Below are 19153 nucleotides of genomic sequence, written 5' to 3' on the forward strand. Positions count from 1 at the left end.
GGCACCGCTGCCCGGGGACGACCGACGGTGTGCCGGGAGCCCGCCGTCCACGGGCCCGGTCTCCGCAGGGCAGCTGCCCGGGCAGCCCGCGGACGTTCCGTGCGGGGCAGGCGGTCTTCTGCACCCGGGATCCGCGGCCCATAGTCGGATCATGAATGCCTCTTCGGATCAGCACCGCGGCCCGCGCACCGGTCCGGCGGGAGCCGCGGCCCGCCGCTTCCATGACGTACGCGAGGCGGCGGCGGCCGTCCTGACCGGCGTCGTGGCCCTGTACATCGCCCTGGTCGCGTTCGGGAACGTCACCGACTTCGACACGAACCGGGAGTTCGTCCGGCACGTGCTGGCGATGGACACCACGTTCCGGGACGGGGATGTGATGTGGCGGGCGGTCACTTCCCGCGCCTGGCAGGACGCGGCCTACGTCGCGATCGTCGTGTGGGAGTCGGCCGCGGCGCTGGTGCTGATCGCGGCGACCGGGCTGTGGCTGCGCCGCGGGGACCGGCACCGTGCCCGCTCGCTGTCCACCGCGGGCCTGCTGATGCTCCTCGTCCTGTTCGGGGCGGGGTTCATCGCGCTCGGCGGGGAGTGGTTCGCCATGTGGCAGTCGGAGAAGTGGAACGGGCTGGAGGCCGCCACCCGCGTCGTGCTGCTGAGCGGGCTCACGCTGCTGACCGTGCACACCACCCCGGACCGGCCTGGCGCGCCGGGCGGCGGTACGGACTGACCGGCGGCGGCCGGAGCGGGCCGGGGCGGGGGGGATCCCCTCCCCGGCCCGCCGCGTTCCGCCCGCCGGCCGGGCGCCGCGGCCCCCGGGCCGGTGGCCGCGGTCGGAAACCCGGCGCCCGCCGTGAACTTTCCGTGCCGAGCCGGCATCGAACCCCCCGTGCAGAACACCGCAGCAGAGGGACGGACGCGCTCCGCTCCCGCATCGCCACCCGCCCCGCTCGGCACCTCCCGCTCCGCGCGGCCCGCCGTCCCGACCCACAGCACCGGATATGAGGACCCATGCACATCTCGTTTCTGATCTTCAGCGCGTACGGGATGGGCGGGACGGTCCGCACCACCTTCAACCTGGCGGACGCGCTCTCCGAGCAGCACGACGTGGAGGTCGTGTCCGTCTTCCGGTACCGGGACAGGCTGTTCTTCGAGCCGGGCGAGCGCGTACGGCTGAGCTCGCTGGTCGACATGCGGCGGAACCGGCCGACCTATGAAGGCGACGATCCCGAACACGCCCGGCCGGCCCGGGTCTTCCCGGCGGCCGACGGCCAGTACTCGCGGCACAGCGCGCTGACGGACCGCCGGATCGGCGCGTATCTCAGGAGCACCGAGGCGGACGTCGTGATCGGGACCCGGCCCGGACTCAACGTGCACGTGGCCCGGCAGACGCGGCGCGGCCCGGTGCGGCTGGGGCAGGAGCACCTCACCCTCGCCACGCACTCCGTACGGCTCAAGCGTCTGCTGCGGCGCACCTATCCCCGGCTGGACGCGGTCACCACGGTGACCGAGGCGGACGCCCGCGACTACCGCAGCACGCTGCGCCTGCCCGGCGTGCGCGTCGAGGGGCTCCCCAACAGCGTGCCCGAGCCGCAGATCGGTCCGACGGACGGCAGCGGCAAGTGGGTGGTGGCCGCGGGGCGGCTCGCCCCGGCCAAGCGCTACGACGTGCTCATACGCGCCTTCGCCGAGGTGGTCCGGGAACGCCCGGACTGGGGTCTGCGCATCTACGGCCACGGCCGGGAGCACGACAAGCTGCGCCGGCTCATCGACGAACTCGGCCTCTACAACCACGTCTTCCTGATGGGCTCGGCCAACCCCATCGAGGCCGAGTGGGTGAAGGGCGCGATCTGTGCCGTCACCTCGAGCCTCGAATCGTTCGGGATGACCATCGTCGAGGCGATGCGGTGCGGGCTTCCGGTCGTGGCCACCGACTGCCCGCACGGGCCCGGGGAGATCATCCGGCACGGCGAGGACGGGATCCTGGTGCCCACAGGTGATGTGGGCGCGATCTCCGGTGCGCTGTTGCGGCTGATCAACGACGAGGGCCTGCGCACACGTATGGGGCGGGCCGCACTGGCCGCGTCGGCCCGGTTCGACCCGGCGCGCCTGGCCGCCCGGTACGAGGATCTGCTGACCTCGCTGGTGAACCGCCGGTCGGGCACGCTGCACCGAGCCCGCGGCAGCCTGCTCGGCGGGGCGTACACGGCCCGGGAGGCAGCGCGCTCGGGGGCCGGATACGCGCTCCGAGCGGCCCGGAGGTGATCCGGCGGGCCCGGCGTCCCGCAGCGGGGCAGGTTCGGCCGGGGGCCGGCCGGTCCGCGGGTCAGGACGCCTGGGAGGCGGCCGGATCGGCGGCCTCCCAGGCGAATCCGTCCGGGTCGGTGAAGGAGCCGGCGGTGCCGCCGAGGACGATGCGGTGCGAGCCGGTGCCGTCCTCGGGGACGCCGAGGTCCTTGGCCAGGCCTGCGCGCTTGTACAGCGCCAGCTTGACGGGGCTGGATTCGCCGGAGGCGAACTCGGCGTACTTGCCGCCGAAGCTCTTGGCCACGGTCAGTCCCCGGTCCGCGTAGAACTGCCTGGTGGCCTTCACGTCCCGGACGCCCAGGAGGAGGACCATCTCGTCGATCTCGCGGGTGGCCGGGCCGGTGTCCTTCTTCGCGGGGGTCGCGACCTTCCAGATCGTCCCGTCGGGTGCCTGGACGACGCCGCCGTAGCCCCACAGCGACTTCGCCGCGGGCTTGAGCACGGTGGCGCCGGCGTCCACGGCGGCGTCGAGGAAGCTGTCGACGGTGGCCGGACGGGAGACCGTGAGCGCCAGGGTGAAGCCGCGGAATCCGGTGGAGTGCGGCGCGGAGTGCCGCAGACGGATGCGTGATTCCACCCCGAGGGCGGTGTGGAAGTGGCGGGCGGACTCGGGGTCGGCCACCTCGAGGGTGACGGAGGTGAGGGAGATCCGGGCTGCGGTGGAAGCGGTGGTTGCCATGAACTTCACGCTAGGAGGAACCCCGCGACCGGCGCTTCTCGATTCCTGACCGCTTGGATTCCCGCTCCGGACCGCGCCCCGGGCAGGGGCGGAGCCCGCCGGGCCTCGGGCGGCGCGGCGGCGGATCAGGCGTCGAAGCGGCGGCGCGCCTCCTCGATGTCCGCCAGGTACCGGTGGGTCCAGCCGCACATGGCGTCGACCGTGCCGCGCAGGGCCCGGCCCGGTTCGGTCAGGGTGTACTCGACCCGCGGCGGCACGGTCGGATGGACCGTGCGGTCGACCAGGCCGTCCCGCTCCAGTCTGCGCAGGTTCTGGGTGAGCATCTTGTGGCTCACTCCCTCGACCTCCTTGCGCAGCTCGTTGAAGCGCAGGGTGCGCTCGCCGAGAGCCTCGACGATCAGGAGCGCCCACTTGTTGGCGATGTCGGAGAAGATCTCCCGCGCCAGGGAGTCGGCACGCCGCAGGTCGGCGTCCTCGGGCAGATCCCCGAGCCGCTGTTCGGTCACCATCAGGTTCTTCTCCCCGCCGATACGTACGTTCTTCCAGGTCCGCCGCCACTCTCCTACGGCCGGCCGAGCGGCCACAACGCGGTTCGCCGGTGGAGCCAAGTGGCGCCTTGCCGCCGGAGGAGATTCGCCGCCCTGTACGGCCGGCGGGTCAGGAGCGGCGGCGGGGCCTGCCGCGCCTGCCGGCCCTGGCCCCTCCGGCGCCGCTCCGCGGGTTCCTGCCGGTCTGCTTGCCGGCGGCGGGCTTGCGGCGGGCGGACTGTTCCGCGCGGGGCTGCCGGGGCTGCGGCTCGGGCGCCTTGCGGCCCCGGGTGCTGTTGGGGGTGCGGCCGCGCACGATGCCGATGAAGTCCTCGACCATGTCGGTGGTGCGCTCCTCCGGCCAGGAGAGCGCGACCTGCGAGACGGGCGCGTCCGTGACGGGCCGGTAGGTCAGGTCCCGGCGGTGGTGCAGCCGGGCGAGGGACTGGGGGACGACCAGGAGCCCCACTCCGGCGGCCACCAGTTCGACGGCGTCGGCGGTGGTGGCCGGACGCTCCAGGGCGGGCTGCCCGGGCCGCTGCTCCCAGCCCAGGACCTCGTCCAGGGGGTGCAGCACGATCTCGTCGGCCAGCTCGGCGAGGGTCACCTCGTCCGCCGCGGTCACCAGGTGGTCCTTGGGGACGACGACCACCGTCGTCTCGGTGTACAGCGGGATCGCGCTGAAGCGGGAGCGGTCGACGGGCAGCCGCACGAAACCCGCGTCCGCGGCGCCGTCCGCCAGCACGCCCGGGGCGTCTGCGGCGGTCACCGAGACCAGGTCCAGCGGGATGTCCGGCAGTCGCTCTCCCCAGATCCGCACCCATTTCGCGGGTGTCACGCCGGGGACGTACGCGAGGCGGAACGACGGTGGGGTCTCCGAGCCTGTCACGTCGCCAGGTTACCGGGCGCGGTCGAGTGCACCGCAGGTGATCGATACCCTGGACGGCATGACGTCGCACAAGACCACCCAGACCATGAAGCCCGCGACCGCGGCGAAGAAGCTGGGTGTGTACCTCGAAGCCACCCCCGCCGAGTTCCAGGAGGGCGTGGTCTCGCGCGACGAGTTGAACGCCCTGCAGGCCGAGCCTCCCCAGTGGCTCCTGGACCTGCGGCGCGACGGCCCGCACCCGCGGCCCGTGGTCGCGGCGAAGCTGGGGGTCTCCATCTCCGGTCTCGCGCGCGGAGGCGTCACCGAGGCCCTCACCACCGAGCGGATCGAGGCCCTCAAGGCGGAGAACCCCGAGTGGCTGCAGCAGGAGCGGGCCACCCAGGCCGAGGTCCGCAAGGAAGCGGCCCGGCTCAAGGCGAAGAAGGCCGAACGCGCCGCGCAGGAGGACGCACCGCGCCGCTGACCGCGCCCGCGCGCCGGGCGTTGCGGGCCGGCGCCGCGAGGCGGTGACCCGCACCTCCCGGGTGCGCGCGGTCACCGGGTCCGTCACACCGTGTCCCGTCGGCCGGATGCACCCCGGCCGGCGGGAGTCCTCCCTGCTCACGGGCCCGTCCCGCAGGGCTCGCCTGTGGGCCCCGACCGGATCTACGCTGGTATCAACCGTTCTGGACGTAGGTGCGGATATGTCGGAAACAGTGACAACTGTCATCGTCGTCGTGGCGCTGCTGGCAGCGATGGGTCTGCTGTCAGCGGTTCGCATCATCAAACAGTACGAACGCGGCGTGGTGCTGCGTCTCGGCCGCCTGCACAAGGACATCCGCGGCCCCGGACTCACCCTGATCGTTCCCGTCGTCGACCGGATGCGCAAGGTGAGCATGCAGATCATCACCATGCCGGTCCCGGCGCAGGAGGGCATCACCCGCGACAACGTGACCGTGCGGGTGGACGCGGTCGTCTACTTCAAGGTCGTGAAGCCGGCGGACGCGGTGATCCGGGTCGAGGACTACCAGTTCGCCGTCTCCCAGATGGCGCAGACCTCGCTGCGGTCGATCATCGGGAAGAGCGATCTGGACGATCTGCTCTCCAACCGGGAGAAACTCAACCAGGGCCTGGAGCTGATGATCGACAGCCCCGCGGTCGACTGGGGTGTGCAGATCGACCGGGTGGAGATCAAGGACGTGTCCCTGCCCGACACCATGAAGCGGTCCATGGCACGCCAGGCCGAGGCCCACCGGGAGCGGCGGGCGCGCATCATCAACGCGGACGCGGAGCTCCAGGCGTCCAAGCGGCTGGCGGAAGCCGCACAGCAGATGTCCGGGCAGCCCTCGGCCCTGCAACTGCGGCTGCTCCAGACCATCACGGCGGTCGCCGCCGAGAAGAACTCCACGCTCGTGCTGCCCTTCCCCGTCGAGCTGCTGCGCTTCCTGGAGCGCGCGCAGCCGGAGTCCGACCAGGCGGCTCCGTCCGCCGCGGCCGGCACGCCGGCGCCGGCGGGTGGCGGTCCGGCGCGGAGTGCGACCGCGGGAGGGGCGCGGAGCCGGACGGACGGCGATGTCGCCCCGACGTTCCGGTCCGCGGCCCGTGCGGCCCGCTCCGCGGCCGAGGACGAGGAGGAGGCGGGCGCCCCGTTCTCCGGTGCGCTGCCGCCGGACCCCGCGGCGCCCCTGAGGGACCCGGCCATGGTGCTGCCGGAGCTGCAGGTGACCGGGTTGCCCACGGCCGAGTCGGCACGTGAGCGCGCAAGGGGCGGAAGGTCCGAGGAGACCGCGCACAGCGGACACCGGCACAGGCACCACGGCAACCGGGCCTGAGGACCTCCGGGCAACCGAACCGAGGCCGCCCGCAGCCGGGTCCGCGCATTCTCACCGGTTTCTCACCGGGCACGGAAGGCCACCGGGCGCATCCCTCGTAGCCTGGGTAGATGAGGAGGCGCATAGGCCATGAACAACGGCGGCAGCCGGGCCGGGGAACCGGGCGGTGACCACGGCGACGGACCCGACCCCCGGAACGGGGGCGGAGGGGGCGAAGCGGATCCCCGAGCCGATGCCGCACGTCCTCCCGAGGAGTCCGAGCCGTCCGAGGAGCGCGAGCGGCACGAGGAGCCGGAGCCCGGGGAATCCGGGCCGTCCGAGGCGGTCGGCGGGCTCACGAACGAGGAAGCGGAGTCGGTCGAGTTCGGCGAGGCCTTCATCCGGGCAGCGGACGTGACGGAGCCGGCGGCGCGGACCCGGGAGCTGGCGGCCCGCTGGGACCGGGAGGGCTATCCGGAGCGGGAGCCGTGGCGCTCCGACGAGCCGCCCGCGGGCTGGTTCTGGAGCCGGTCCCGGCGCAGCGGCGGTGGACGGCGGCGCGGGCATCGCCGCTGGCCCTGGAAGCGCCGGCCGGAGGAGTGACGCGCCGGGCGCGGAGCGGGCCGGTCGGCGGCGGCCGCCGCGGGACCGGCGGCCGCTATAGGGTGGAGCTGTGCGAACGATGTACGCCGCTCTCCTGCGGGGGATCAATGTGGGCGGCAACCGGAAGGTCCCGATGGCCGAACTGCGGGAGCTGCTGGGCGGTCTGGGCCACGATGCGGTGGGGACCCACCTCAACAGCGGCAACGCGGTCTTCCGCAGTGACGGGTCCGACGAGGACACGCTCGCGGCCGAGTTGGAGGACGCGCTCGAACAGCACTTCGGCTTCCACGTCGCCTGCATGGTGCGCGGTGCGGAGTATCTGCGGGACGTACGCGACGCGTGCCCCTTCCCCACCGACGGTGTCGGGGGAAAGGAGCTGCATGTCGTCTTCTGCTCCCGTGCCGTTCCCGCCGAACGGCTGGCCTCGCTCGACGCCGCGGCCTTCCTGCCCGAGGAGGTACGCGCGGGGGACCGGGCGCTGTATCTGCACACGCCGGGCGGTCTCGGCACCTCCCGCCTCTCTCCCGCACTGCACCGCCCCGCGGTGCTCGGCGGTATCGACGCGACGTCCCGCAACTGGAACACGGTGACCGCGCTCGTCGAGCTGACCCGCGGCTGACTCCCCGCAGACTCCCCGCAGACGGCTCGCGGAGAGGCCCGCCGGAGGGTTCCCGGCCGCCCGGGTCCCGGACCCACGCGGCCGGACGGCAGCGCGTACGGCACCGGAGCAGACGGCCGCCGGTTCAGACCTCGCCCGGCCCCCAGGCCGTGACGTCCACCTCGTCTCCGACCCGTATCCGGCCGGGGCGCAGCACCGCGTACTTCACCCCGAACGCCACCGGCCCCCCGCCGGCCCGCCGGTAGCCGGCGAGGGTGCGCAGCGGCTCCGGGCCGTCCCGCCGGCCGCTGTGCTGGTCGACCATGACCACGGCGCAGCGGGTCGCGGGCTTGGCGTAGCCGAGTTCCGTTTCGGCGATGGCGAGGCGGTGGGCGCCGTCCTCGGCGTGCGGCTCGTCCCAGCCGTCGATGATCAGATTGGCCCGGAAGCGGTCCTCCGGCACGGCGGGGGCGCCGTGCTCGGCGAGCTTCCTGCCGAGGAGGTCGAGCGTGGCGCGGGACAGGACGTGCAGCGCGCAACTGTCGGCGTATCCGGAGGTGCCGGGGGTGCGGCCGTCGGTGACCCTGGCGTGCTCGGGCGGTACCCGGACCAGCCGGCTCGGGGCGCGCAGGGCCTCGGACAGCCACTGGGCGGCGTCCTCTCCCTGGTCGACGCCGTGGAAGGGCTGCCCGAACAGGTCCACCGGGCGGCGGGGGCCGGTGGTGTCGACGGGGATGCCGAGGGGCGGCAGGCCGTCGGCCCGGAGGGTGAGCAGTTCGCCGCCGGGACTGACGGCGGGCCGTACGAGGGCCAGGCGGGGGTGGCGGCGCTGGCTGCGGAAGACGCCGTCCCTGCTGGTGACCATGAAGCTGCGGTCGTGTGCGAGCCCGGCCGGGGTCAGTGCGGCCTCGTCGGGATGCGTACCCGCGGCGCCCTTGACGGGGAAGTACGACAGCGAGGCCACATAGGGCGTGCTCATGTCCGGGTGGTCCGTTCCTGGAGTCGGGCGGGTCGGCTTCGGTCCTGCGGTGCCCGGCGGTTGCCACGCCGTCGGATGGCGGCTGCCGCGGGGTGTTCAGCGCGGCGGTCCCTGCTCGGCACCGGCGACGACCGCGGTGACGGCCCTGCGGACGTCCTCGGGCTGCGGCGGGGTTCCCTGCCGGTCGGCGCACAGCATATGGGCGGCTCCGACGAGGGTGGGAGCCAGCGTGGCGATGTCGGCGTCCGCGCGGAGGCGGCCCAGTTCGCGCTCGGCGGTGAGGTAGCCGGCCAGCGCGGTGGCCGCGTCGGTCAGGATCGGCAGGCCCGTTGATCCGGCCTCGCGCAGTCGGGCGCGCAGACCGTCGCGCGAGGTGACGAGGCCGACGACGGCCACCGCGACCGGGTCGAGGACCTCCAGCAGCTCCCGGGTGAGGTTCTGGGCGACAGTGCCGGTTCCGGCGGATGCGCGCAGGGCGGCGGCCCGGTCCTCGACCCGGGCGACGCGCTCCAGCACGAGTTCGGCGAGGAAGGCGTCGAAATCGGCGAAGTGCCGGTGCAGGACGCCCTTGGCGCAGTCCGCCTCGGTGGTGACCGCACGGCTGGTGAGCGCGCTCGGTCCGTCCCGGAGCAGGACACGCTCGGCGGCGTCGAGCAGCTGGCCGCGTACGTCGCGGAAGGCGACTCCGGTGGGCACCGCGCTTCTCCTCGTCCTCCCGGTCGGCCGACCCGCCGGGATTGACGAGTGGGCATGTGCCCACACAGAGTGGGCGCATGCCCACTCTACCGCCGGAGCGCGCTGCCCGCTCCGCACCCGCGCCACATGAAGTCCGGGAACTGGCCGAGTCGTTCGGCACGGACGCGGAACGCTACGACCGGGCCCGTCCCGGCTACCCCCGGGCCCTGGTGGAGCGGATCGTCGCCGCCGCCCCCGGACGCGAGGTCCTGGACGTCGGCTGCGGCACCGGCATCGCGGCCCGGCAGTTCGAAGCGGCCGGATGCCGGGTGCTGGGCGTCGACGCCGACGACCGTATGGCCGCGCTGGCGGGACGGTACGGCCTCGACACCGAGGTGGCGGCGTTCGAGAACTGGGAGCCGGCGGGCCGCACATTCGACGCCCTCGTCTCCGGGCAGGCCTGGCACTGGGTCGACCCGGTCGCAGGAGCCGCCAAGGCCGCACAGGTCCTGCGTCCCCGCGGGCTGCTGGCCCTCTTCTGGAACGCCGGCCGGCCGGCACCCGAAGTGGCGGAGGCATTCGCCGAGGTCCACCAGCGGGTGCTGCCCGGCTCGCTCGCCGCCCGTCCGACGACGGAGTCGGCCGTGGCCGGTTACACGGCCCTGTGCACCAAGGCGGCCGACGGGATCCGGGAAGTGGCCGGGTTCACCGAGGCCGAGCGGTGGCGGTGCGACTGGGAACGGGTATACACCCGGGACGAGTGGCTCGACCAGCTCCCCACCCAGGGCGCCTTCACCCGGGTCCCGCAGGCGGCATTGGAGGAAGTGCTGGCCGGAGTCGGCGCCGCCGTCGACGCGGTGGGAGGCAGCTTCACGATGCACTACGCCACCGTGGCCGTCACCGCGCAGCGGACCGGCGCCCGCTGACCCGCGCGCGGGACCGTCCGCTGCGGGCGCCCGTGACCGGGTGCCCCGCCCCCGGACCACCCCGTCGCGGGCGCGCCCGGTGAACCGGCGCCGGGAACCCGGTGAGCCCCGGGCGGCCGGACGCGGGCGGATGGCACGGCTCCCGCCCGGCCGGCCGGCGGCGCTACTCGCGGACGCCCGCGAGTCCGACGGCCCGGTGGCGCAGTGACAGCGCGGCGGGGACCGTGGCGCAGAGCACCGCGATGAGGGCGCAGGCGGCGAGGACCCCGCCGAGCGGCGCCCAGGGGAGCTGGAGGGGCGTCCACACCGAGAGCAGGCCCAGGGCGCACCACATACCGGCCAGCTGGAGCCCGGCGACGGCGGTGCCCAGCAGGCCGCCGACCCCGACCACCAGCAGGGCCTCGGCGGCGACGGTACGCAGCACCTGCCGCCGGGTGGCGCCGGCCAACCGCAGCAGCGCCAGCTCGCGCACCCGGTCCGTGGTCGACATGGCCATGATGTTGGCCAGCGCGATCGCCGTGTACAGCAGCGCGATGCCCAGGACGAGGAACAGGCCCGCGCGCGTCGTGCGTGCGGCCTCGGGCCGTCGCTCGCGTATCCACTCCTCCTTGGTGCGGACCCGGCCGTCCGAGGCGGGCACGGCCTCCCGCAGCGCTGCGGACACCGCGGCGGCGTCGGCTCCCTCCCGCAGCCGCACATCCACCCGGTCGACGGGCGCCCGGGGTGCGTTGCGCGGGGTGACGTAGACGCCGTTGCCGCCGGTCCCCACCGCCATGACCGCGGCGATCCGCAGCGACTTCCTGGTGCCGTCCCCGAGCCAGACCTCCACGCGCCGGCCCACGGTGTGCTGCTCCCACTCCTCGTTGACCACGATCGAGTCGTCGTCGAGATCGGCCAGGCTCCCGGCGACGAGCGGCGGGCGGGCGGTGGCCCGGAGCCCGACGGGGTCCGCGGCGCGGGCGGGCGACTCGACCAGCGCGACTCCGTCCTCCAGCGTGTAGACGGCGCTGGTGGAGGACGCGGAGACCTCGGTGCCGGGCAGCTGCCGCAGCCGCCGCAGCGTCGCCTCCTCGAAGCCCTGCGGCCGGGTGGGCGTCAGGACGAGGTCGGCGGCGGTGCCGGTGCGCAGCTCGGTGGCCTCGGCGCCGCTCAGCGTCGCGGTGGCGCCCAGGAGGGAACCGGTCAGAGCCACGGTGATCAGTACGGGTGCGGCGACCGCCGCGGTGCGGCTGCGCCCGGTGACGGCGTTCTGCCGCAGCAGCATCCCCGCCGCGCCGGGAAGCCGGGCCGGAAGCCAGGCGAGCAGCCGCACCAGCGGGCCGACGAGCAGCGGGGCCAGCAGTGCCACCCCGACGATCAGCAGCATCGGGCGGGTGACGTACGTCTTGCGGTGCAGCAGGTCACTCGGATCGGTCGCCAGTGACACGACCAGGCCGACCGCCGCCGTGAGCAGCAGGGCACCGGCGCACAGGCGGCGGAGCAGCGGCAGGGCACGGCTGTCCGCGGCGGACTCCCGCAGTGCCTCGGCGGGAGCCGTGCGCCCGGCACGCCAGGAGGCCGCCACCGCACCGGCCAGGGCCACCAGCAGCCCGGTCCAGAAGGCCAGGTGGTACGGCCAGACGTGGTCGCCGATCCGGAACCAGCGCGGCGCCAGTTCCCGGTCGACCGCCCACGCGGCCAGCTCCGGCGCCCCCTGCGCGCCCAGCAGACAGCCGGTGGCGGAGGCGAGGGCACCGACGACGAGGGCCTCGCACAGGACGGTGCGGCGCACCTGGGCAGGGGTGGCGCCGGCCATCCGCAGCAGTCCGAACTCGCGGCGCCGCTGGGCCACCGCGAAGGCGAAGGTGGCGGCGACGACGAACACCGAGACGAAGGCGGAGACGCCGCCGGCGGTACCGAACATCGCGTTCATCGCGGTCAGGGCTTCGCGGTCCCGGTCGGGGTCGGCGTCCGCGAGTCTGCGGGCGTCGCCGGTCAGGACGTGCGCGCCGGCGCCGCCATCGCGCACCACCGCCCGCACGGCTGCCGCGTCGTCGGTGTCCACCACCAGTTGGGGGCTTTCCGGCGAGAGCTGCGCGGCGCGCCGGCCGGTGTAGAAGACGGCGTTCTCGAATCCCCGCCCGCCGACGACTCCGACGACGCGCACGGTCCCGCGCGCGGTGCGCAGCCGCTCCCCCGGCCTCACCGGCCCGCCGTCCGCCGACCAGCCGTCGCTGACGGCCACCTCGTCACCGGCCCGGGGCGCGCGGCCCTCCGTGAGGTGGTAGGGCGTGAACGCGGCGGTGGGCCAGGGGTGGCCCACCAGGTCCGGGGGGCCGCCGCGGACCCGGACGCCGAAGGCGCGGTCCTCCACGACCCTCCCCAGCCTGCTCAGCCGGGCCTTCACCTCGTCGGGCACGGCGCGGGGCCGGGACAGCTTCCGCACCCGGTCGCCGGCCGGGGTGGCGACACGGAGGGTGTCCGCGCCCTTGACGAGGACGGGTGCCGCGGCGAACCGTTCGGGCTTCCGTTCCGGCGCGTGCAGCGACGAGGCCAGCGCGAGCCCCATGACGGCCAGCAGCCCCGCTCCGAGGGCGAGCGCGACGAAGCTGCCGACGAAGCCGGTCCAGCGGGTGCGCAGGGTGGCCAGGGCGATGCTCAGCACGGGAGGGCCTCCAGCTTCGCCATGTGCGCGGCGATCCGCGACGCGGACGCGCCGTGCATCTCCCCGTCGAGACGCCCGTCGACGAGAAAGACCACGCGGTCCGCGTAGCCGGCGGCGACCGGGTCGTGGGTGACCATGACGGTGGTCCGCCCCTCCCCGTGGACCATCTCGCGCAGCAGGGTGAGGACCTCGCGGCTGGTCGCCGAGTCCAGCGCGCCGGTGGGCTCGTCGCCGAAGAGCACCTGGGGACGGGTGATCAGCGCGCGGGCCAGGGCGACCCGCTGCTGCTGGCCGCCGGACAGCTCCGCGGGCCGGTGCCGGGCCCGCGACCCGAGTCCGACCTGCTGGAGCGCCTCCGCGGCGCGGGCGGGTGGCGGGCGGCGGCCCGCCAGACGCAGCGGCAGCTCCACGTTCTGCTCGGCGGTCAGGGACGGCAGCAGGTTGAACGCCTGGAAGACGAATCCGATGCGGTCGCGGCGCAGCAGCGTCAGCCGGGTCTCGTCGAGCCCGGTCAGCTCGGTCCCACCCACCGCGACCGACCCGGAGGTGGGGCGGTCCAGGCCCGAGGCGCACTGCAGCAGGGTCGACTTCCCGGACCCCGAGGGGCCCATGACGGCGGTGAACGTGCCGGGGCTGAAGTCGAGGGTGACGTCGTCGAGCGCGGTGACGGCTCCGGCACCGGTGCCGTAGCGGCGGGTGACGTGCCGCATGCGGACGGCTTCATCGGCCATGTGTCTGTCCTGACGTTGCGAAGTGGTCGGCGCGTGGTCGGCGCGGCAGCGGCGCGCGGGTGCGCACCGGTCGCACCGGTCGCACCGGTCGCACCGGGCGGCGAGGCCGGTGCGGGTGCTCCGGTACCTGCCGAGAGCATTGCAGAGAAATCTCTGCAAAGAAAGTTATGCAGAGATTTCTCTGCGGTAGGCTCGGGGTATGACCGAGCCGCCACCCCAGGACCCCACCGCCACCCACCAGGAGCAGCACGCCGCCGGCGACCCCGCGACCCTCAAAGCGCTGGCGCATCCGCTGCGCCTGAAGATCCTGCGCAGGCTGGCCGCCGCGGGCCCGGCGACCGCCACCGCACTCGCCTCGCCCCTCGGCCAGAACACCGGGACGCTCAGCTACCACCTGCGCCAACTGGCGCGGGCCGGACTCATCGAGGACGACCCCGACCACCCGGCGAACGGACGCGAGCGCTGGTGGCGCGGAGTGCGCGGCACGGAGGTGCGGCGCCCCTCCCGGCCGGGCCTGCCGGCCGCGGAGCGCGCCGTGGTCGAGGAGCTGGACCGGGCACACCTGCAGGAGGACCTCGAACTGGTCCGGCGCCACGCGGACCGTCCGGCCGAGGAGGACGAGTGGGTCTCCGGCTCCCGCAGCACCCTCCACCTCACGCAGGAGGAACTGCGGGAGTTCCACGACGCCTACCTGGAACTGCTGCAACGCTTCCGGCGCGAGCGCACCGAAGCCGGGCCGGGCACCCGGCCCATCGCCGTCCGCTGGTTCGGGGTCCCGCTCGACGGCCGGGACTGACACCGCCGCCACGACGCCCCGGAGGCCCCGGGCGCACGGCCCGGCGGCCACCGCCCGGCCGCGCACCCGGCCGTTCCGGACCACGGCCGCACCCTCGCATCGGGACGATGTACGATCGCGCTTAGTAGAATTCCTCCGTGCGGCACCTCCGCTGCCGCGCAGGATCCGGCAACCGGCGGCATTCTGCGGTATTCACCGGCATTGTCCGGATATACAGGACTTGCCCTTCCCGGTCGTACGCTGTGTCGCGAAACACACCATCCGGGCCGAGAAATCATCAAGATCTTCTGGCGCTCCGTCAGGAAGCCTTTCCATAAGCGCCATTCGAAACACCGGCAGTTTGGGCTTTTCACGCACAGAAAATGATCCACAGCATAGCGTTGAAGAATTGCTAGATCATTTCCGGCGACTGCCCCGCAGCGGAATCACGCGCCTTGATCCGGGCAATCCATTGTGTTTCTGTGTCCTGGCTCCGGCCTCCCCGAACGGCCGGAGTTCCGCTGCCGGGGCGCCGAATCCTGCCGCCCGGCTAGGAAATTCGCACCAGTACCGCGCGGCAGGAGCGGGGGACCCACTTACGTGCCGTGCCGCACTTCGCGGCCCGGCTAGGGGTGAAGTCATGGCCGCTGTGCCCCGGCACAGCGGAAATGGCCGGGCAACTCCAGCCCGAATCCGACAGCTCACCTCGCAGGCGCTAGGAGAGGACACCCCCATGTCTCGTGGCCTTCACGCCCGTAATCCGTTCAGCGCCCGCCGCCTCCGGCTCTCGCTCGCCCTCGCCGCCGGCGGTGCGGGCATCGCCGCTCCCCTGCTGGCCGCGGGCAGCGCGCACGCCGCCCCGGCGCAGGTGCAGGAGCAGGCGCAGTCCGCACGGTCCGGCGCCGCCGCGCAGGTGAAGACCGAGCAGGAGCCCAGCTCCTACACCGTCGCCAGCGGCGACACCCTGTACCGGATCGCCCTGGACCACGACATCGAGGGCGGCTGGAACACCCTCTACGAGGCCAACAAGAAGACCGTCGGCGGCGACCCGGACCTGATCCTGCCCGGCCAGAAGCTGACGCTGGACACCGCCTCGAAGCCCGCCGAGAGCAGCGACGACGCCACGCCCGAGCGCGCCGACCGCAGCTCGGCCGAGCGCACCGGCGGCGTGCACAAGACCCAGTCCACCAACCTGGACGGCTGGATCAACGAGGCCCTGGCCATCATGAAGCAGCACGGCATCCCCGGCACCTACGACGGCATCCACCGCAACATCATCCGGGAGTCCGGTGGCGACCCCAACGCCATCAACAACTGGGACATCAACGCCCAGAACGGCACACCCTCCATCGGTCTGCTCCAGGTGATCAAGCCGACCTTCGACTCCTTCCACGTCGAGGGCACCGCCTACGACCAGCGGGACCCGGTCGCCAACATCGTCGCGGCCTGCAACTACGCGGCCAAGACCTACGGTTCGATCGACAACGTGAACGGCCCGTACTGAGCCGGACCACGCACGCGGCGACTGCCCGCCACCCTCGCGGTGGCGGGCAGTCGCCGTCCCGCGGCATCGCCCGGCGGCCGCCGCGGGGCACGCTCCCCCGACCCGGTCGCCGAGCGCACCGGAACGCGCACCCTCCGTCCCGCCCCCCGCCCCGGCGCGGGCCGCATTCACCCGAACGCCGCTTCCCTCTGGCGCGGGTACGCCCGAATGGCCACCGTCGAGCCATGAGCGAGAACAAAAACATGGTGAGCGTGATAACACCCGCTTACAATGCGCTGCCCTGTATAGAGCGCTGCGTCGAATCGGTCGCACACCAGGTTTTCGAACCCGGCGCCACCGAGATGATTGTCGTGGACGACGGTTCGACCGACGGCACCTCGGCCATTGTGGACCGGCTGGCCGCACGGCATCCGAACCTCCTGCGGGTGATCCACCAGGAGAACTCCGGGAGCCCTTCGGGTCCGCGCAACCTCGGTCTGGACCTCGCGAACGGACGCTACGTCTTCTTTCTCGACGCCGACGACTATCTGGCTCCCGAAGCGCTCCGACGGCTTACGGCAGCGGCCGAGGCGAACGAATCCGATGTCGTACTCGGGCGAATGGCCTCGAGGGGGCGCCGGGTGCCGCGCTCCATGTTCCGCGCGAACCAGGCCGATGCCGACCTGTTCACCTCCCGCGTCTACTGGGCGCTTTCCGCACAGAAACTCTTCCGCAAAGAACTGCTCGACCGGCTGCAGTTGCGTTTCGACACCGGTCTGCGGATCGGCGAGGACCAACCCTTCACCGCGCTCGCCTACTTGCGGGCCCGCCGTATCTCGGTGGTCGCCGACTACGACTGCTACTACCTGGTCCGCCGCCCGGACGGCCGGCATCTGACCGCGACAGGCAGCACCGAGCCGGTCCTCGATGCGCTGCACCGCGTCTGCGAACTGCTGCGCGCCGAACTTCCGCCCGGGCAACGGCGCGACGTCCTGCTGGAGCGGCACTTCGCCGTCGAACTCCGGGATGCCTTCCGCTTTCTGGGCCAGGAGGCGGACCCGGCCGTCCGGCAGCGCGAGTTCGCCCGGGTGCAGTGGCTTCTCGCCCGGCATGAGGACGACTCCTTCTGGCACCGGCTGGCTCCCGTCCAGCGTCTGCGCTGCCATCTGGCCCGGCACGGACAGCTCGGGGAACTGCTCACCCACACCCTCTCCGCCGACGCCCATATGCCGTTCAGCGTCCACATCTCGCGGGGGACGGCGCTGGCCCACTACCCGCCGCGCGGGGAGCACCGCGCCGGAGGCCCGGCCGCGAGCTTCGACGTGACGGACCGCCTCACGCTCAGCCACCACGTATCCCACTTCTCCTGCACCGGCACCCGGCTGCGGCTGACCGGACGCGCACGCCTGGAGCAGGCCGGGCCCGCCGGCCGGCAGGCGGTCGAGGTCTTCCTGCAGCACCGGGACGAGCCGTGGCGACGCTCCGCGCGGACCCGTCTGGCCGGCGAGTTCTTCGAGGCCGACCTGGATCTCCTCGGCGGGCCGGACGACGGCGTGCCGCCGGCCGACGGCTGCTGGGACCTGTATCTGAGCCTGACCGTCAACGGGCTGGTCCGGACTGTCCGGCTGGGCAGCCGCCGCGATCAGGACGCCGGACGCTGCCCGTTCACGTACCTGGCCGACGACGGGGCGGGCGGCATCCGGACCGTCCGGCTGTACGCCACCGCGCACGGCAACCTCTCCCTGCGCCTGGAGCACGTCCCGGCGGCACGGCTGGGCAGGGAACTGCGCCTCGATGTGGAAGCACCCGTCTGGTGCGGTTCCGTCCTGCGCCTGCACGGCACCACCAACCTCGTCGCCCCTCCGGCGGGCAGCGTCCTCGTACAGCTGGCCTCCCGCGGCGGCGCCGCCGACTTCCCCCTGGTGATCGAGGAGGACGGCCGGTTCTCGGTGGAACTGCCCCTGGACGTGCTGTCGTCGGGGCGGTGGGCGGCGGCGCTGCGGATAGCCGCGGCCAACTGGCGGCACACCCGGCCGCTGCGGCAGCCTGTCCTGCCGGCCGGCGCGGCACGCTGGCGCCGGAGCCTCATGCCCCGATACGCCAAACCGGTGGCCTGCGATCCGCTGACGCTGCGGGTGGACCGGGTTCGCCCCACCCGCGGTCTGCGCCGCAGGTTCGCACAGCCGGCGGCGCTCCCGGCCGGACCGGCCCCGCACCGGACCGGAGGGGCGGACGCGGGCGGCCGGGAAGCCGCCTGAGCCGGGCGGGTGCGGGCCGCCCGGGTGCCACGGGCGGCCCGCACCCGCCCGCCGGCGGTCGTCCGCCCGGCTACGGCGCGTGGAAGTCCACCTCCGGGTTCTCCGGCGAGGGACCGTCCAGCAGCGGACGCGGAAGCGCCCGCAGCTGCCGGTCGAAGAACGCCGTCACATAGCGGGTGGTGATCTCCCCGGAGCGCTTTCCGGACAGCGGTGCCCCGGGGTCGGTGACCCCGGCCTGCCCGCCCAGGATCGGCAGGTCGATGAAGGTGAAGTGCCCCGAACCGGTCACCGTCAGCCAGCGTTTCCAGCCGTGCAGGCGCTGCCAGGTCCGCGGCCATGTGGTGTCGGCCGCATGCGGGGTGTGGTCCTTGCGGGTGCCGAGCATCAGTGTCGGCCGGCCCAGTCCGGTCCGCGGCACGGAGGCGAAGAAGGTGCCGTCCAGGTTCGCGGCGGCCCGGATCCGGCGGTCGGTGCCCGCTGCCACCGCTGCCGCGTTCCCGCCCAGCGAGTGACCGGCGGCGCCGATGCGGCGGACGTCGATCAGCGCCGCCCAGCGGGCGGACCTGTCTCCCGTACCGCTCCTCGCGTCCCTTCCGGCGCCGGTCAGCCTGTCGACGGTGAACGAGATGTCGGCCGCCCGGTCGCGGGCGGCCCGGGCCAGCCGCCTCTTCTCGCCCGCGTCGGTCGGCGCGTCCTCGACGATCCCGCAGGCGACACAGGTGAGCGTGCGCCGGCCGGCGGGCCCGGTGAAGGCCGTACCGAAGGATTCGTAGGCGTGGTCGAGAAGGGCGACGACATAGCCGTGGGAGGCGAGTTCCTCCGCGAGCGTGGTGAGCGTCGCGCGGTGCAGCGAGAAACCCGGCGAGAGCACGACCAGTGGATGCTTCCCCGGAGCCGGTCGGGCCCCGGTGCGGGCGTTCGTGCGCACCGAGGCGAGCCTGGCCGCCGGGAAGGACGCATCGCGCTTCAGCCCTTTCAGCAGTAGCTCCGCCTCCTCCACCGACAGGTAGCGCGCGGTGTCACCGCGGCCGCCGTGCCGGGCCGGATAGAAGACCGAGGCCATCAGCCGGCGGGGGCCCGCGGACGGTACCCAGGGGTCGCGGCGCTTCTCGTCGGTGAGCCGGAGCGTGTCGCGTCCGACCGCCCAACGACCCGTGGGCTGCGGGACAAACAGCCGGCCGGCGTCGCTCGGGGCCGCGGCGGACGTCCGGCCGATGTGCGCGCCACCCGCCGGGGCCCCTCGGCGGAGGCGCAGGCCGTGGTCGCGGGGGCGAGCAGAGCGGTGGCCAGCAGAG

At 73.7% G+C, this 19153-nt stretch carries 18 protein-coding genes and 1 riboswitch; of the genes, 10 read left to right on the top strand and 8 right to left on the bottom strand.

The features are described 5' to 3' along the window. The first annotated feature begins 151 nt into the window (after positions 1–151). Together A949_RS34750 and A949_RS0127295 are read left to right on the top strand one after the other, a co-directional pair. Positions 152–724 (top strand): DUF2165 domain-containing protein, encoded by a 573-nt coding sequence (locus tag A949_RS34750; protein WP_019359231.1) that lies wholly within the window; start codon positions 152–154, stop codon positions 722–724. A 281-nt stretch (positions 725–1005) separates the two neighbouring features. Beyond that, positions 1006–2259, top strand: coding sequence for a glycosyltransferase family 4 protein (locus tag A949_RS0127295; RefSeq protein WP_019359232.1), 1254 nt, complete (start codon positions 1006–1008; stop codon positions 2257–2259). 61 nt (positions 2260–2320) lie between these two features. Here A949_RS0127295 and A949_RS0127300 read toward each other — a convergent pair whose 3' ends face one another. The 3 genes from A949_RS0127300 to A949_RS0127310 form a co-directional block, all read right to left on the bottom strand. Beyond that, a complete protein-coding gene (locus tag A949_RS0127300; protein ID WP_175488491.1) occupies positions 2321–2980 on the bottom strand; it encodes a glyoxalase in 660 nt (219 codons plus the stop codon). 125 nt (positions 2981–3105) lie between these two features. Further along, complete coding sequence (locus A949_RS0127305; protein WP_019359234.1) at positions 3106–3489, bottom strand: winged helix-turn-helix transcriptional regulator; 384 nt, start codon at positions 3487–3489, stop codon at positions 3106–3108. 148 nt (positions 3490–3637) lie between these two features. Continuing rightward, complete coding sequence (locus A949_RS0127310; RefSeq protein WP_063826284.1) at positions 3638–4396, bottom strand: LysR family substrate-binding domain-containing protein; 759 nt, start codon at positions 4394–4396, stop codon at positions 3638–3640. A 58-nt stretch (positions 4397–4454) separates the two neighbouring features. Here A949_RS0127310 and A949_RS0127315 point away from each other — a divergent pair, with 58 nt between their 5' ends. From A949_RS0127315 to A949_RS0127330, 4 genes are all read left to right on the top strand, one after another. Continuing rightward, positions 4455–4859, top strand: coding sequence for a DUF5997 family protein (locus tag A949_RS0127315; RefSeq protein ID WP_175488492.1), 405 nt, complete (start codon positions 4455–4457; stop codon positions 4857–4859). A 220-nt stretch (positions 4860–5079) separates the two neighbouring features. Further along, entirely contained in the window at positions 5080–6207 is a 1128-nt protein-coding gene (locus A949_RS34755; RefSeq protein ID WP_037707887.1) for a slipin family protein, read from the top strand. A gap of 129 nt (positions 6208–6336) precedes the next feature. Further along, positions 6337–6789, top strand: coding sequence for an SGM_3592 family protein (locus A949_RS39675; protein ID WP_019359238.1), 453 nt, complete (start codon positions 6337–6339; stop codon positions 6787–6789). A 79-nt stretch (positions 6790–6868) separates the two neighbouring features. Further along, positions 6869–7408 (top strand): DUF1697 domain-containing protein, encoded by a 540-nt coding sequence (locus A949_RS0127330; RefSeq protein WP_019359239.1) that lies wholly within the window; start codon positions 6869–6871, stop codon positions 7406–7408. Positions 7409–7532: 124 nt separating this feature from the next. On the opposite strand, the gene A949_RS0127335 is transcribed toward A949_RS0127330, so the two are convergent. Both A949_RS0127335 and A949_RS0127340 read right to left on the bottom strand, forming a co-directional pair. Next, positions 7533–8366: an MOSC domain-containing protein gene (locus tag A949_RS0127335; protein ID WP_019359240.1), complete on the bottom strand. Its 834-nt coding sequence runs from the start codon at positions 8364–8366 to the stop codon at positions 7533–7535. A 96-nt stretch (positions 8367–8462) separates the two neighbouring features. Then, complete coding sequence (locus A949_RS0127340) at positions 8463–9062, bottom strand: TetR/AcrR family transcriptional regulator (protein WP_019359241.1); 600 nt, start codon at positions 9060–9062, stop codon at positions 8463–8465. 77 nt (positions 9063–9139) lie between these two features. On the opposite strand from A949_RS0127340, the gene A949_RS0127345 reads away from it, so the two are divergent. After that, positions 9140–9967 carry a class I SAM-dependent methyltransferase gene (locus A949_RS0127345; RefSeq protein WP_019359242.1) on the top strand — a complete coding sequence of 276 codons (828 nt, stop codon included), beginning with the start codon at positions 9140–9142 and terminating at the stop codon, positions 9965–9967. 163 nt (positions 9968–10130) lie between these two features. Here A949_RS0127345 and A949_RS0127350 read toward each other — a convergent pair whose 3' ends face one another. Both A949_RS0127350 and A949_RS0127355 read right to left on the bottom strand, forming a co-directional pair. Further along, a complete protein-coding gene (locus A949_RS0127350; protein ID WP_019359243.1) occupies positions 10131–12611 on the bottom strand; it encodes an FtsX-like permease family protein in 2481 nt (826 codons plus the stop codon). Continuing rightward, positions 12605–13342, bottom strand: a complete 738-nt coding sequence (locus A949_RS0127355) for an ABC transporter ATP-binding protein (protein ID WP_019359244.1) — start codon at positions 13340–13342, stop codon at positions 12605–12607. The genes A949_RS0127350 and A949_RS0127355 overlap by 7 nt, the downstream gene beginning before the upstream one ends. Positions 13343–13541: 199 nt before the next feature. Here A949_RS0127355 and A949_RS0127360 point away from each other — a divergent pair, with 199 nt between their 5' ends. From A949_RS0127360 to A949_RS35770, 3 genes are all read left to right on the top strand, one after another. Beyond that, positions 13542–14138 carry a helix-turn-helix domain-containing protein gene (locus tag A949_RS0127360; RefSeq protein WP_019359245.1) on the top strand — a complete coding sequence of 199 codons (597 nt, stop codon included), beginning with the start codon at positions 13542–13544 and terminating at the stop codon, positions 14136–14138. 531 nt (positions 14139–14669) lie between these two features. Then, positions 14670–14846, top strand: a riboswitch (cyclic di-AMP (ydaO/yuaA leader). A 4-nt stretch (positions 14847–14850) separates the two neighbouring features. After that, positions 14851–15621, top strand: a complete 771-nt coding sequence (locus tag A949_RS0127365) for a transglycosylase SLT domain-containing protein (RefSeq protein ID WP_019359246.1) — start codon at positions 14851–14853, stop codon at positions 15619–15621. A gap of 224 nt (positions 15622–15845) precedes the next feature. Further along, positions 15846–17858: a glycosyltransferase family A protein gene (locus A949_RS35770; RefSeq protein WP_078565543.1), complete on the top strand. Its 2013-nt coding sequence runs from the start codon at positions 15846–15848 to the stop codon at positions 17856–17858. Positions 17859–17928: 70 nt separating this feature from the next. Here the strand turns inward: A949_RS35770 and A949_RS0127375 are convergent, their stop codons facing one another. Continuing rightward, positions 17929–18921, bottom strand: a complete 993-nt coding sequence (locus A949_RS0127375; RefSeq protein ID WP_019359248.1) for an alpha/beta hydrolase family protein — start codon at positions 18919–18921, stop codon at positions 17929–17931. Positions 18922–19153: the final 232 nt, after the last annotated feature.

The organism is Streptomyces sp. AA1529 (assembly GCF_000280905.1).
In the GTDB taxonomy this organism is placed as follows: Bacteria; Actinomycetota; Actinomycetes; order Streptomycetales; family Streptomycetaceae; genus Streptomyces.

Coding starts and splice junctions, on each gene's coding strand:
- A949_RS0127335 (WP_019359240.1), bottom strand. CDS start 8,366: ATGAGCACGCCCTATGTGGCCTCGCTGTCGTACTTCCCCGTCAAGGGC.
- A949_RS0127375 (WP_019359248.1), bottom strand. CDS start 18,921: ATGGCCTCGGTCTTCTATCCGGCCCGGCACGGCGGCCGCGGTGACACC.
- A949_RS0127295 (WP_019359232.1), top strand. CDS start 1,006: ATGCACATCTCGTTTCTGATCTTCAGCGCGTACGGGATGGGCGGGACG.
- A949_RS34755 (WP_037707887.1), top strand. CDS start 5,080: ATGTCGGAAACAGTGACAACTGTCATCGTCGTCGTGGCGCTGCTGGCA.
- A949_RS0127365 (WP_019359246.1), top strand. CDS start 14,851: ATGTCTCGTGGCCTTCACGCCCGTAATCCGTTCAGCGCCCGCCGCCTC.
- A949_RS34750 (WP_019359231.1), top strand. CDS start 152: ATGAATGCCTCTTCGGATCAGCACCGCGGCCCGCGCACCGGTCCGGCG.
- A949_RS35770 (WP_078565543.1), top strand. CDS start 15,846: ATGAGCGAGAACAAAAACATGGTGAGCGTGATAACACCCGCTTACAAT.
- A949_RS0127305 (WP_019359234.1), bottom strand. CDS start 3,489: ATGGTGACCGAACAGCGGCTCGGGGATCTGCCCGAGGACGCCGACCTG.
- A949_RS0127360 (WP_019359245.1), top strand. CDS start 13,542: ATGACCGAGCCGCCACCCCAGGACCCCACCGCCACCCACCAGGAGCAG.
- A949_RS0127330 (WP_019359239.1), top strand. CDS start 6,869: ATGTACGCCGCTCTCCTGCGGGGGATCAATGTGGGCGGCAACCGGAAG.
- A949_RS0127355 (WP_019359244.1), bottom strand. CDS start 13,342: ATGGCCGATGAAGCCGTCCGCATGCGGCACGTCACCCGCCGCTACGGC.
- A949_RS0127345 (WP_019359242.1), top strand. CDS start 9,140: ATGCCCACTCTACCGCCGGAGCGCGCTGCCCGCTCCGCACCCGCGCCA.
- A949_RS39675 (WP_019359238.1), top strand. CDS start 6,337: ATGAACAACGGCGGCAGCCGGGCCGGGGAACCGGGCGGTGACCACGGC.
- A949_RS0127300 (WP_175488491.1), bottom strand. CDS start 2,980: ATGGCAACCACCGCTTCCACCGCAGCCCGGATCTCCCTCACCTCCGTC.
- A949_RS0127315 (WP_175488492.1), top strand. CDS start 4,455: ATGACGTCGCACAAGACCACCCAGACCATGAAGCCCGCGACCGCGGCG.